Below are 11702 nucleotides of genomic sequence, written 5' to 3' on the forward strand. Positions count from 1 at the left end.
AAGAATTACTAGATAGCCTACCGCAAACTTGGACAAGAGGAATTTTGTACTTTTTAGTGATTTTTATCTCGATAGCTTTACCTTGGGCAATGTTTTCTCAAGTTGATGAAACCGGTACAGCAAGAGGCAGATTAGAACCTGAAGGTAAAACAGTCAGATTAGATGCGGCTGTATCAGGAACTGTGGAAAAATCTTAGTTAAAGAGGGGGAATCAGTCAAGGCAGGGCAGGCTTTATTAGTATTAGAATCTGAGTTAGTTAATACCGAGTTAAGACAGGCACAAACGAAATTAGAAGGACAATTAAACCAACTATCACAACTCAATTTATTAAAAAATCAACTAGCCCTAGCTTGGACAGTTCAACGTCAGCAAAATCAAGCCCAAGAGTTAGAAAAACAAGCACAAATTGACCAAGAAAGACAGAATCTCAAGGCGATTATTAATTCTTTCAATTTCCAAGAAGAAGAAAAACTAGCTCAAGTTAATCAGGCAAGAAAAGCTTTAGAACATAGTCGCATTACTTCTAATTTAGTAGAAATTAGTTTAAACAGTGCTAGCAGAGAAGTAGAACGTTACAAACAAGCTTGGCAAGAAGGCATAGTTCCAGAAATTAATCTAGTAGACAAGCAGGATATAGCTAAGGAAAGAACTAAATTACTAGAACAATCCAAATCAGATGTTGAACAATCAAAACTCAGGCTAGCGGAACAATTAAATAGTTATGAAAGAACTATCAGGCAAGCTAAAGCTAATATTGAACAATCACAGTTACGGATTCAGGAAAAAGAACGGAGTTTCCAAAGTTTAAATCACGCTGGAAAATTAGCTATTCTCAAAAGTGAAGAACAACTCAAGAACTTAGATAGAGAAATTACTGCGCTGAAAGCTGAAATAGCTCAAAATAAAAGTCAAATAGAGTCTTTAAAATTCCAGTTAAGCCAAAGAGAGTTAAAAGCACCAGTGGCTGGTACAGTTTTCCAATTGCCAATTCAACGAGCAGGTTCTGTGGTGCAACCAGGAACAATGATTGCAGAAATTTCACCCATTAATTCACCTTTAGTAATTAGAGCGCAGATGGCAACCACTGAAAGTGGTTCTTTGAAAACGGGATTGCCTGTAAAGCTCAAATTTGATGCCTATCCTTTTCAAGATTACGGAGTCATAGAAGGGAAATTAATCGAAATTTCTCCTACTACATTTGAGATAGACACAGCAAGTGGCAAAGTAGCCGCATATCAATTAGATATTGCATTAAATCAACATTGTATGCCTACAGCTAATCAATGTATTCCTCTGCGCCCTGGAGACACCGCTACAGCAGAAGTAGTAGTTAGACAACGCCGGATAATCGATTTTCTATTAGATCCATTTAAGAAATTAAAGCAGGGAGGAGTGGAACTATAGCAGTTAAGTTTAGATGTTTATGAAATAGTTGAGTTATTGGTAGATAAAGATGTCACAAATTATTAGCATTCCACAACAGATAAATCTCAACAAAGAAGACTTCATCGAGCAAATCAAACTATCATGCAAAGTTCCCAGTCTGTTAGAAGAAATAACTGTCCGTAAAATTGTAGAAAATACAGCCACAAAATTGGGTATTCAAATTGATACAGAAGAGTTACAACAAACTGCCGACAAAATCAGATTAACCAATAAATTAAGCAGTGCTGCTCAGACATGGGCTTGGTTAGAAAAACACGGACTTTCTTTGGATGATTTTGAAAAAGTTGCTCATCTTTCCCTACTTTCAGCTAAGTTAGCAGAGCATTTATTTGCAGATAAGGTTGAGCCTTACTTTTTTGAGAATCAGAATGATTATACAAGTGCGATCGCCTATGAAGTTATTCTTGATGATGAAGATTTAGCGATTGAACTTTTCTATGCCATTCAAGAAGGAGAAATAAGTTTTTATGATGTCGCCCACAAGTATATTCAAGATGAAGAATTACGCCGTCGTGGCGGATATCAAGGTGTTTTAAAACGTCAGGATTTAAAACCAGAAATTTCTGCGGCAATTTTCGCCTCTCAACCACCACAACTGCTTAAGCCAATTTTTACATCTAAAGGCGCGCATTTAATTTTAGTAGAACAGATAATTGTGCCGCAATTAGATACTAAGCTACGTAATTTATTGACATTAGAGTTATTTTCCCATTGGCTAAAGATACAAGTTGAATCAGTCACAGTTACATTTGATTTGCAAGATAGCCAATCACTCTAATTCATGAGATTACCAGGGAAGCAATTAAATTTATTATGTCCCTCTCATAGTATCGGAAAATAAATTCTCCTGTTAGTAGTAAGCACTTTAGTGCTTATGTAACTCAGCACTAAAGTTTCTAATACATATTTGTTTACTCAAAACTCCCATAATTTATATCTGGCAATCTTGAGCGTAAACATCTAAATTAAATTAAATCTAGCCTCAGACCACAAATGAATTTTTTAAGTCCGAAAACATGATTTAAAAGTGTTGTATATCAAGAATATTTGCTGATATTTATTATGTTGTGCCAGAAGACAGAAATTTCTGAGCATTAGCCATAAATAATCATTGAAGATTTGGAGAATTCATCATGGCATCTATTGCAATTAATGAATTAAAATTCGCTGGTGCTGATTTATTAGTTGACTCTGAAAGCTTCCTCAACGATTTAGAAGATCGCGAGTTAACCGCAGCTATTGGAGGTATTACTCCTGTTGTGACGTTTACTGCTGCTGCACTTGGTAGCGTTAGTGTTTGGGGTGTTAGCTTCGGTACTGGCTTTGCTCTCGGAACTTTCGGTGTAACTGCTGGTGTTGGCTATTTCGCAGCTTCTAGAAAATAAAAAACTTTGTGATCACATCAATAAACTAGGAAAAAAATGGCAATTGTAATTAGCGATCTCAATTCTGAGTACAACCTTTTATCTGATAGCGAAAGCTATTTAAGTGAAGTAACTGATGCTGAACTCAGTGCTGCTGTTGGTGGTATTACTCCTACATGGGGAGCTTATCTGTTAACCACTTTAGTGATTGGTGGTACTGGTGCAGGTTTTGGTGCCTTAATCTATACTCTCAGCCACCGCTAATTAATTAACTTAGTTCTGTTAAACATACAAGGTCAGGTGTTGATATTTAACCCTGACCTTGGATGCTGAATGTCCACAATTATTTCATTAAATAATTGCAGTGCAAAAATGAATTTTTTAAGTCCAAAAAACCAATTTTTAAATATTGCATTTTCAAAGAAAATATTGATATTTATATATTGTGCTAAGAAAGCAATCTTTTCTTGAGCATTAGCCATAAATAATCATTGAATACTGGGAGAATTCATCATGGCATCCATTGCAATTAATGAATTAAAATTTGCCGGTGCTGATTTATTAGTTGACTCTGAAAGCTTCCTCAACGATTTAGAAGATCGTGAGTTAACCGCAGCAATTGGAGGTATTACTCCTGTTGTGACATTTACTGCTGCTTCACTTGGTAGCGTTAGCGTTTGGGGCGTTAGCTTCGGTACTGGCTTTGCTCTCGGAACTTTTGCTGGTGGTGCAGTAATTGGCTACGTTGCTTCAAGATAAGAAATTCACCCTGTTAGATCAATAAATTAGGAGAAAAAAATGGCAATTGTAATTAGCGATCTCAATTCTGAATATAATCTTCTAGTTGATAGCGAGAGCTATTTAAATGAAGTAACCGATGCTGAACTAAGTGGTGCAATTGGCGGTGTAACACCTGCTACCTGGGGAGCGTATGTCTTAACCACTTTGGTTATCGGTGGTTCTGGTGCTGCTTTTGGTGCGTTAGTTTATAAACTGACTCACTAATTAAGTCTCTCTAATATTAAAGGTCAGGATATTGATATCTAACCCTGACCTTTTACCCAATCAATGAGGTTTATCAATGAATATCACACCATATTTATTCGGCTTGATTGGTTTAGCATTGTTGATAGAAGGTGAAAATATTTTAGCTTCAGTGTTATTAATAACTACTGTTGCTCAACTGGCATTTCCTAATTTAAATACCACAGCAGGTACTTCAGCTACTATTTTAAGAATTGGGCTGATTGTGATTATTGCTTCTTTACTAATTTATCGATTGTTCTTCGTCAGAAGTAGAACATAAATCTGATTGGCTCATTAAAATTTTGCTGACTAGTAATTTTTCTGTTAATTAACCAATAAATAAGTGTGGGGGAGTGATGTTTTTTTTAAGTCATCACAATGTAGTGGAATATCTGAGTAAATCTGGTGTTTTTACACAACAAGAGTTGTTAGGACTAACCTTAGATGTAGGTAAGCTAAATACAAAGAATTTTAGTATCATAGCCACCCTCAAAGATGGGCGAAAATTTATCGTTAAGCAGGAACGTCCCACGCTTTCAGGAATATTTTCCCAGGAAATTTTCAATGAATGGCAGTTTCAAAGCATGATGGGCAATATTGCTCATTTAAATCCTTTACAGGGTTTTATTAGAGAAATGCTTACCTATGATCATGAGAATTTCATCGCTATTTATAAATATCTAGATGATTATCAAGAATTGTATAGTGGAATTTTGCGATCGCGCCAAGTTTTACCTGTAACAATTCCTGGTTGGATAGGGGCAATATTAGCGCAAATTCATCGTGCGACTTTTAATTGCGAAGAAGCATATAATTACGTTACACAACCTGACAGCTTTTGGCACAAAAGAGGTGCGGCCTTTATTTTATTACAACATAGAATCACGCCAGAACTTCTGAGCGTTATGCCTCCTGACTATATCAAATTTATTGGGCTTTACCAACGCTATGAAAGTTTAGACCAAGCAAAAGTAGAAGCTATTAACTCTTGGCGTGCTTGTTGTGTGGTTCACAATGATTTGAATGTTGCCAATATTTTAGTCCATCAAGATTGGGAAAACATTACTTCCTTTGCACTCGCACAGAAACACTCAGCAGTAAAAATCATTGATTGGGAAAGAAGTAGTTGGGGAGACCCCATATTTGATTTAGCTAACTTAATCGCTAATTATGTAATTTTGTGGATAGTTAGCATGGTGATTGACCCCTCAATGAGTATGCAAGAGTCGATTAATTCAGCAGAATTTAAACTAGAAGATGTCCGTCCATCTATTTTGGTAATTGTTAGGGAATATTTGCAGCATTTCCCCGAAATTACCCAACATTTTCCCGATTTTTTTAAAAAGCTGATTCAGTTTATGGGTGTGGCTTTGATTATTCAAACACAAGCTAAAATTGAACATCATAAGCAGTTAGTTAATAGTGATATTTACTCTCTCCAGGTAGCGAAAAGTTTACTATGTCGTCCTGAAGCTTCATTAGTTAGTATCCTTGGGGTGACAGAGAAAGAACTAGCTGGTGTAGCGATTTCTGCCTAAAATTCGGTTGCATAATTCTACTGGAGATATAAAAATGACGGCTCTTCAATATTCAAATCAAATTTTGTCTCAAGCTGAAAACAACTTACAAGCAACGCTTGAGGATATTGCTACTCACTTAGAATTAGATAGTGATTTATCTGTCCGTCATCCAAACTATCGGCCTTGGGAAACTTCTACAGATATCAAAAGTCGCTTTCATAAATTACCTGTGGAAGTGCAACAGAAGCACGTAGTTAAACATATCCGAAACTTTTTATATGGCATTTACTACAATGGTTCACTGATTAAATCTCTACAATTACAAAAAAATGCGGCAGACTTAATAGACAATCAAATGTTGAATAATGATAATTTGATTGGTATAGATGTTAGTCTTTTTCAACAACTCCACGCTGGTAATCAGGGAGATGGTTATTTTTCTCCTGATTGGGTAGTAAAAAAACTAGAACAAGACGGTAGTATTGCAGTCAACAGAGGACAATTGACTGTACATATTCATCCTGAAATTCATTTAAAACCTGCGGTAACATCTGTAAATATAGGTGATGTTGTCGCAATTAAAATGCCTAAAAACTGTGTCCAAGAAGGATTTTATATTGCTGTTGGTGACACAGGTGTTGTACCTGTAGATGAAGGAGATATAAATCACAGCATCATCAGGATTTACTTTAATATTACTTCAGATGGTGCTGTACCTTTAATGCGGGCTGTAACTCAGCAATTAAATACACAACAAATCTACTTTTCCTTTAAAGTTCCTTACAGTTACTCTGGTTATGATAGATATGATGCTGGGGTACTCTATATTAGACAGAAGGATTATTTGAGGGTACATCCAATCCTGCAAAATATTTACAGCGAAAATACAGCTTATTTCAAGGAAAATATTCCTTTATTTACTAAAAAGTTAGCATCTGGTTTGGGTTTAGCAGAAGAACCGGATACTAAATTTGATCAATATGAAAGCTTCGGCACAAATCGTTGTCAAATTATTGCTCATGGCTTAATCATAGCTCAACAAAATAATCAGCGATCACCAGAAGCTAAACTTGCTACAATTATCGAGCAGTTTGCTAGATTCAATGTGGATTTAAGATATCCATATTTGAATCCTAATTCCACAGATATTTATCAGCCATTGTAGATATCACAATTTTTTGGATATACAAAGGGTGTGTTAACTAAGATTAACACACCATAAAATTACTAAGAATAATTATTTTCAATCCCTGCTTCCTTTTCTATGCGGTCTAAAGCTTTCTTGGCTCTAAACATAACTTTAAAATAGGCTAATTGACTATTCCAAGCTGAACGAGGCAGGCTAGGTTCGACTTGGGTTTGTGAAAAATTTTGCAGTGATGTTTCTGAATTAGTGATGTTAGTAGACATTTGTATTTATCGCCGATGGTAACAATGTATTTTTAACTAAACACTGACAGGTGCTAATGATTCTACCTCTTGCCAACTTTCTGACCATTGAATTTTATCAGCCGTAAAGTGTAGGGGGTCATTCTCTGGCCAAGGTGCATTAATTGGTTCTTCAATTAAACCAAATTCACCATTATCAAAAGGTTTACCATCAGCACGACGTTGCAGAAAGACTCGTTCCCGAATACCGTTTTTAGCTTGAGTCAAAGTGCGGTGATGACAATAAGGATTATTACCACGTTTATCAAAAAAGACGTGTGCAGTCCAACTGCAACCACCCCGACAAAGTTCAGCAAATTCACAAGTTTTACAAAAACCCCACAAATGCGCCGTTCCTTTAGGTGTACCTGCACCTAAATTAAAGCGGAGTTCTTCTGTTTCTTCGATGATGGTTTTGAGGGAATAGTCACGGATATTACCACCGGTGTAAGCAGATGTCGGTAAGGAAGGACAACCTTTAATTGCCCCATCTGCTTCAATACCTAATGTCGAAAGTCCGGCGTTGCAACCTTGCCAAAATGACCAAGCACTCCCACCCCGTAAAAATCGTTCGTAGGGGCCGAAGTAACCAATGTTATTGCCTGGTTGTAGCTGTATACCTTCACGTTTAGCTCTTTGCGCCACCCGTGCAATCATGGGGTAGATATCTAATAATTCATGAGGTTGCAGCAGAATTTCACTATTATCGGCAGCATTGCCCATTGGTACAGTCAGTTGAATTTGCCAAGCAAATACGCCTGCATCGCGGATGTATTCATAAATACTGGGGAATTCGGGTGCGGAAAGGCGATTAATTTGGGTGTTGCAACCAAAAGGGATGCCTACTTGCTTGAGGTGACTCATGGTTTTAAATGCCCATTGCCATGAACCTTGTCTACCCCGCAGTCTGTCGTGAGTTGCTTCTAAGCCATCCACTGAGACGGATACTACTTTAATTCCAGCATCTTTCATACGGCGTGCTGTGTCTAAAGTAATACCGTAGCCCCCAGTGGTCATCCCACAGTGAATACCAGCTTGATTAATAGCTTGGGCAATTTCCAACCAATCTGGACGTAAAAAAGCTTCACCACCAATCAGTGTAATTTCGGTGATGCCCACATCTGCCATTTGTTTGACTAAATCTAAGGCTTCTGCGGTGGAAAGTTCTTTGGTTCTGGTATGGCCCTGCACGTGAACCACAATGTTGACAAGCCAGATTACATTTTAATGTGATTTCCCAAACAGCATAGCTAATTCTGCGATCGCTCATAAAATATCGCCCCTATTTAACTTATATAAAGAAGGACGGTTTGTATTTATCCGTCCCCAAACACTTAAATAAAATGTTTGAATTTACCTAAAATTCCTCGCTAATTACAACCCCATACAGAGGTTGAGCATAAGGTGGCTTAGGAGGCCAAACAATCACGCCATACAATGGCTGAATGCGAATTTTGTCAATCAAAGAGGAAGCACCACCAAAGACTGCTTCTAATTCTTGTTCATCTAAATCTCTGAGTTCACCCTCTCCGACGGCTGACTCTAATAATTGAGTTGTATATTCTTCAAACTCTGCTTGGGTAAATTCAAAACCAGCAGCTTTCACTACTTGGCTACATTCTTCTTTGCTCTCAACTTGTTGCATTTGAGTGCGGAAAGCTTCATCATTAGCCAATCTTTCATAGAAAGCTCTGACGTTTTCAAAAGCCATATTTTTCTCCTTTTCAATTAAGTAGTTACTTCAGGTAATGCAACTTCTTGCATTACCTGAGAAGGACTGTAATTGTCGGTGATAATTTGTGGGCAACGCATACAAGCCGCCTTACCTTCTTGTTGCCACCAACGGCAATCTCTGCGTATAGAACAAGGTGGGAGTTCTGATACTACAGCAGGTAATTTTTCTGCTACTCTTGTGGCTAAACGACAGTCTTGACCATCGAAATGCTGACATTTTTTAGCTGCACAAGGGGCGGCTGTCCGAAAGATTTCTGTGGGAGTCACAGGAGCAGCTTTCGCTAATAGTTCATCTGTTACAGCTAATTGCTGTTTGAGATAAGTAACTTTTGGTTCTGTGACTGTTCCACCAATTAAACCGAAGACTACGCTTCCTGCTATTTCTGGTCTAGCACTAGGACAAAGTGTAGTTTTTTCAGCAGGAATTTCTTCCATGAATTAATGCTCCAGTAAAGGTGATTTTTCAGTAAAGTTTAGAATTACATGATTTCGTACTGTGGTGGCGCAATTAGCCCGACAATGATTGGGGGACAGATAGGTTTAATGATGGGGGGACAAATGGGTATAGGTTTATAACCTGCAATTGTGAGTGAAGCAATACCTCCTGTTACATGATCAGCATCTTCACCAGACAAGTCTGATAAGTTGTCATCATTTCCGCTTCTACGTGCCAACGCATCGCTAACGGCAGCATCAATCAAATCATTAATTTCGATTTGATTCTTGAAGTTTCTGTTATTGGTTTCCATGTTTTTGTCTACACTGGTAAATTTATTCATGAGAAATATATTTCTCATAGATTGCATTTTAATTTAAAGTAAAATCAATAATACAAAGTCTGCAATTATTTGAGTGACAAAAATAGTTTACTTCTGTCGTCATTGTATTCTTGTTTTCACTCTAATGAATTGTTGAACACTACTGGGTTTCAAACAAAAATCCCCTGATATTATCAGAGGATACATACACAATATGAGAATGAGATTGTATATTTTTGAAATTATTCAACGCTTAGTTAAAAAATACTTCTTCAACAGCGTCGCCTAATGTGCTACCTGCACCAACTCCTGCGAAAATCCCTGCTGGGCCGCTGATGAAAAATCCTGCAACACCGCCTATAATCCCACCGATGAGTTTACCAAGGAATCCACCACCCTGAATTGCAGCCATTTCTTCAGCAGATAATTCAGTCAGAGAGTAATCAGAGGGGTTTAGGTCAGAAATTGTGATTTTAGCCATCTTGATATTAACCTCCGTCAGCGAGCTTTTTTATTTGGGTTACATTAAAATTAGGCTAAACATATTTATATGGATAATGTTACTTAAGACTCTAGTTTTTTGTTTTCATGCCTTAAATGTACATTGCTCAAATAAATATGCTTTAGCTTGTCTTTACGTTGATATCATCGCTGATTTAGACAAAAAAAGACAATATTATCACTCAATAAATGAGTGACAAAATTACTTTATTTTATTAATATTGAATTGCCTAAAGATAAAATTAAGATAACCTTTTGAAAATTAATTGATAACCTTCTTAATTTAACTACATGGGAAATTTGGGTTGTCTTGCTGACGATTCACCTCTAAAACCATCTGGAAATAGCAAAACCTTGAATAGAGACATTATTGAGTTGCTAGTGAATAGATAATTGTAGTGACCAACTAAAACATTTATGTCCCTATGAGTTGGTTGTCATCATTTCTGTTGTAGATTGGGAAGCGAGGGATTTTGCATCTGGTTCGGCATCCTGGCTCTAGAGACTGGGTAGAGATAGGAATTTTTGTCCTATGTGGAGTACACAACCCTAATTCGTATCAAGCTTTGATGAATTTGAGCAACATGATATATAATGAGGGATTGTGTCGAATTAGAGCTAAACCATGCCTAAACTCAAAACACGCAAAGCCGCAGCCAAACGATTCCGCGCCACTGGTAGCGGTAAAATTGTGCGCCGCAAGGCTTTCAAAAATCACTTGTTAGAACACAAAACCACCAATAAGAAGCGCAGTTTCTCTAAAATGGCAATTGTTAACGAACGCGACGAAGACAACGTGCGTTTAATGCTTCCTTATTTGTAAATTCGATAGATTATCCAGGAATAGAATATGACCCGTGTAAAACGCGGTAACGTTGCTCGTAAACGCCGCAATAAAATCCTCAAACTAGCTAAAGGTTTCCGTGGTTCTCACTCCACCTTGTTTAGAACCGCTAACCAACAGGTAATGAAAGCCCTCCGCAGTGCATACCGCGATCGCAAAAAGAAAAAGCGCGATTTCCGTAGCCTCTGGATTACCCGTATCAACGCTGCTGCAAGAGTACATGGCTTAAGCTACAGTCGCTTGATCGGCAACCTGAAAAAAGCTAACATCCAACTCAACCGCAAAATGTTGGCACAATTAGCAGTCCTCGACCCTGCTGGCTTCAGCAAGGTGGTGGAAATAGCCAGTCAAGTTCAAGGTTAAAGGTGAAACCGGATGAATAACAGATGTAACAAACGGCAAATCATGAAGCAGTTACATCTGGTATTATCCGCAACTATTATTTGCATTTTTTGCGTGTTTTTTGCCACAGGCTTTTCTGCATCTGCCTCACCAATCAAGGAAATCCAACGGCGGGGTTATATAACTGTGGCGGTAAAAGATAATACGCCGCCTTTAGGATTTAAAGATGCCAGTGGGAAATTGCAAGGTTTAGAAATTGACTTAGCACAGCGTTTAGCAACCGATTTATTAGGAAAAGCCGACGCTGTGAAATTCCAGCCCGTAATGAATCGCGATCGCCTAGCCGCAGTTTACAATCATCAAGTAGATATGGCGATCGCTAGGGTGACAGCCACAGAATCACGTTCACGCTTAGTTAGTTTTAGCGTCCCTTACTATTTTGATGGCACCGTTTTAATCACCAAAGACTCGTCTATCGAGAAATTAAGCGATTTACAAAAACGCAAAATCGCCGTCTTAAATCACTCCATCACCATCGCTGAAGTCCGTTACTATATACCTACTGCCGATTTAGTAGGAGTAAATTCCTACACAGAAGCGCAAAAGCAGCTAGAAAACAATAGTGTAGTAGCCTTCGCCGCCGATGCAAGTGTATTGAGTGCGTGGGTGCAGCAAAACCCCCAATACCGAATTCTACCAACAAAATTATCGACTGCACCCTTATCTGTAGTGATGCCC

General features: G+C 37.9%; 17 protein-coding genes and 2 pseudogenes. 12 read left to right on the plus strand and 7 right to left on the minus strand.

Translation table 11 applies throughout. The features are described from left to right. From CV014_RS28515 to CV014_RS28530, 4 genes and pseudogenes are all read left to right on the plus strand, one after another. A pseudogene (locus CV014_RS28515) lies at positions 1–1405 on the plus strand (HlyD family efflux transporter periplasmic adaptor subunit); the annotation flags it as partial. 49 nt (positions 1406–1454) lie between these two features. Then, entirely contained in the window at positions 1455–2225 is a 771-nt protein-coding gene (locus CV014_RS28520; RefSeq protein ID WP_236145094.1) for a peptidylprolyl isomerase, read from the plus strand. Positions 2226–2580: 355 nt separating this feature from the next. After that, the gene (locus tag CV014_RS28525; RefSeq protein WP_236145095.1) at positions 2581–2832 is read left to right on the plus strand and encodes a hypothetical protein; all 252 of its coding nucleotides are present in this window, start codon (positions 2581–2583) and stop codon (positions 2830–2832) included. 36 nt (positions 2833–2868) lie between these two features. Further along, complete coding sequence (locus tag CV014_RS28530; protein ID WP_236145096.1) at positions 2869–3075, plus strand: hypothetical protein; 207 nt, start codon at positions 2869–2871, stop codon at positions 3073–3075. Between the two features lie 32 nt (positions 3076–3107). Here the strand turns inward: CV014_RS28530 and CV014_RS28535 are convergent, their stop codons facing one another. Beyond that, positions 3108–3293 carry a hypothetical protein gene (locus CV014_RS28535; RefSeq protein WP_236145097.1) on the minus strand — a complete coding sequence of 62 codons (186 nt, stop codon included), beginning with the start codon at positions 3291–3293 and terminating at the stop codon, positions 3108–3110. Between the two features lie 31 nt (positions 3294–3324). Here CV014_RS28535 and CV014_RS28540 point away from each other — a divergent pair, with 31 nt between their 5' ends. The 5 genes from CV014_RS28540 (at position 3325) to CV014_RS28560 (ending at position 6522) form a co-directional block, all read left to right on the plus strand. Continuing rightward, positions 3325–3570 carry a hypothetical protein gene (locus CV014_RS28540; RefSeq protein ID WP_103138329.1) on the plus strand — a complete coding sequence of 82 codons (246 nt, stop codon included), beginning with the start codon at positions 3325–3327 and terminating at the stop codon, positions 3568–3570. Positions 3571–3609: 39 nt separating this feature from the next. Further along, the gene (locus CV014_RS28545; RefSeq protein ID WP_236145098.1) at positions 3610–3816 is read left to right on the plus strand and encodes a hypothetical protein; all 207 of its coding nucleotides are present in this window, start codon (positions 3610–3612) and stop codon (positions 3814–3816) included. 76 nt (positions 3817–3892) lie between these two features. Next, positions 3893–4117 (plus strand): hypothetical protein, encoded by a 225-nt coding sequence (locus CV014_RS28550; RefSeq protein WP_236145099.1) that lies wholly within the window; start codon positions 3893–3895, stop codon positions 4115–4117. Positions 4118–4193: 76 nt separating this feature from the next. Beyond that, positions 4194–5375, plus strand: a complete 1182-nt coding sequence (locus tag CV014_RS28555; RefSeq protein ID WP_236145100.1) for an aminoglycoside phosphotransferase family protein — start codon at positions 4194–4196, stop codon at positions 5373–5375. A 34-nt stretch (positions 5376–5409) separates the two neighbouring features. Beyond that, positions 5410–6522 carry a T3SS effector HopA1 family protein gene (locus CV014_RS28560; RefSeq protein ID WP_236145101.1) on the plus strand — a complete coding sequence of 371 codons (1113 nt, stop codon included), beginning with the start codon at positions 5410–5412 and terminating at the stop codon, positions 6520–6522. Positions 6523–6584: 62 nt separating this feature from the next. Here CV014_RS28560 and CV014_RS28565 read toward each other — a convergent pair whose 3' ends face one another. From CV014_RS28565 to CV014_RS28590, 6 genes and pseudogenes are all read right to left on the minus strand, one after another. Then, entirely contained in the window at positions 6585–6767 is a 183-nt protein-coding gene (locus CV014_RS28565; RefSeq protein WP_236145102.1) for a hypothetical protein, read from the minus strand. A 36-nt stretch (positions 6768–6803) separates the two neighbouring features. Beyond that, a pseudogene (locus tag CV014_RS28570) lies at positions 6804–8055 on the minus strand (nif11-class peptide radical SAM maturase 3). Positions 8056–8142: 87 nt separating this feature from the next. Beyond that, on the minus strand, positions 8143–8496 hold the full coding sequence (locus tag CV014_RS28575; protein ID WP_236145103.1) for a Nif11-like leader peptide family natural product precursor: 354 nt from the start codon (positions 8494–8496) through the stop codon (positions 8143–8145). 17 nt (positions 8497–8513) lie between these two features. Next, a complete protein-coding gene (locus CV014_RS28580; protein WP_236145104.1) occupies positions 8514–8954 on the minus strand; it encodes a nitrogen fixation protein in 441 nt (146 codons plus the stop codon). A gap of 44 nt (positions 8955–8998) precedes the next feature. Continuing rightward, on the minus strand, positions 8999–9298 hold the full coding sequence (locus CV014_RS28585) for a hypothetical protein (protein WP_236145105.1): 300 nt from the start codon (positions 9296–9298) through the stop codon (positions 8999–9001). Between the two features lie 232 nt (positions 9299–9530). After that, complete coding sequence (locus CV014_RS28590) at positions 9531–9758, minus strand: hypothetical protein (protein ID WP_236145106.1); 228 nt, start codon at positions 9756–9758, stop codon at positions 9531–9533. A gap of 645 nt (positions 9759–10403) precedes the next feature. Between CV014_RS28590 and rpmI the strand changes: the two genes are divergently transcribed. The 3 genes from rpmI to CV014_RS28605 form a co-directional block, all read left to right on the plus strand. Continuing rightward, positions 10404–10601: a 50S ribosomal protein L35 gene (gene rpmI, locus CV014_RS28595; protein ID WP_236145107.1), complete on the plus strand. Its 198-nt coding sequence runs from the start codon at positions 10404–10406 to the stop codon at positions 10599–10601. 27 nt (positions 10602–10628) lie between these two features. Further along, a complete protein-coding gene (rplT, locus tag CV014_RS28600) occupies positions 10629–10985 on the plus strand; it encodes a 50S ribosomal protein L20 (protein WP_103138318.1) in 357 nt (118 codons plus the stop codon). Between the two features lie 12 nt (positions 10986–10997). Continuing rightward, positions 10998–11702 (plus strand): transporter substrate-binding domain-containing protein (locus CV014_RS28605; protein ID WP_236145108.1); only part of this gene is annotated, 705 nt, incomplete at its 3' end.

Origin of the sequence: Nostoc sp. CMAA1605, from assembly GCF_021596505.1 — a bacterium.
In the GTDB taxonomy this organism is placed as follows: Bacteria; Cyanobacteriota; Cyanobacteriia; order Cyanobacteriales; family Nostocaceae; genus Trichormus.

What these genes read in the sequence shown, in the direction of transcription:
- CV014_RS28520 (WP_236145094.1), top strand. Translation starts at nt 1,455, where the DNA reads ATGTCACAAATTATTAGCATTCCACAACAGATAAATCTCAACAAAGAA.
- CV014_RS28525 (WP_236145095.1), top strand. Translation starts at nt 2,581, where the DNA reads ATGGCATCTATTGCAATTAATGAATTAAAATTCGCTGGTGCTGATTTA.
- CV014_RS28530 (WP_236145096.1), top strand. Translation starts at nt 2,869, where the DNA reads ATGGCAATTGTAATTAGCGATCTCAATTCTGAGTACAACCTTTTATCT.
- CV014_RS28535 (WP_236145097.1), bottom strand. Translation starts at nt 3,293, where the DNA reads ATGGCTAATGCTCAAGAAAAGATTGCTTTCTTAGCACAATATATAAAT.
- CV014_RS28540 (WP_103138329.1), top strand. Translation starts at nt 3,325, where the DNA reads ATGGCATCCATTGCAATTAATGAATTAAAATTTGCCGGTGCTGATTTA.
- CV014_RS28545 (WP_236145098.1), top strand. Translation starts at nt 3,610, where the DNA reads ATGGCAATTGTAATTAGCGATCTCAATTCTGAATATAATCTTCTAGTT.
- CV014_RS28550 (WP_236145099.1), top strand. Translation starts at nt 3,893, where the DNA reads ATGAATATCACACCATATTTATTCGGCTTGATTGGTTTAGCATTGTTG.
- CV014_RS28555 (WP_236145100.1), top strand. Translation starts at nt 4,194, where the DNA reads ATGTTTTTTTTAAGTCATCACAATGTAGTGGAATATCTGAGTAAATCT.
- CV014_RS28560 (WP_236145101.1), top strand. Translation starts at nt 5,410, where the DNA reads ATGACGGCTCTTCAATATTCAAATCAAATTTTGTCTCAAGCTGAAAAC.
- CV014_RS28565 (WP_236145102.1), bottom strand. Translation starts at nt 6,767, where the DNA reads ATGTCTACTAACATCACTAATTCAGAAACATCACTGCAAAATTTTTCA.
- CV014_RS28575 (WP_236145103.1), bottom strand. Translation starts at nt 8,496, where the DNA reads ATGGCTTTTGAAAACGTCAGAGCTTTCTATGAAAGATTGGCTAATGAT.
- CV014_RS28580 (WP_236145104.1), bottom strand. Translation starts at nt 8,954, where the DNA reads ATGGAAGAAATTCCTGCTGAAAAAACTACACTTTGTCCTAGTGCTAGA.
- CV014_RS28585 (WP_236145105.1), bottom strand. Translation starts at nt 9,298, where the DNA reads ATGAATAAATTTACCAGTGTAGACAAAAACATGGAAACCAATAACAGA.
- CV014_RS28590 (WP_236145106.1), bottom strand. Translation starts at nt 9,758, where the DNA reads ATGGCTAAAATCACAATTTCTGACCTAAACCCCTCTGATTACTCTCTG.
- rpmI (WP_236145107.1), top strand. Translation starts at nt 10,404, where the DNA reads ATGCCTAAACTCAAAACACGCAAAGCCGCAGCCAAACGATTCCGCGCC.
- rplT (WP_103138318.1), top strand. Translation starts at nt 10,629, where the DNA reads ATGACCCGTGTAAAACGCGGTAACGTTGCTCGTAAACGCCGCAATAAA.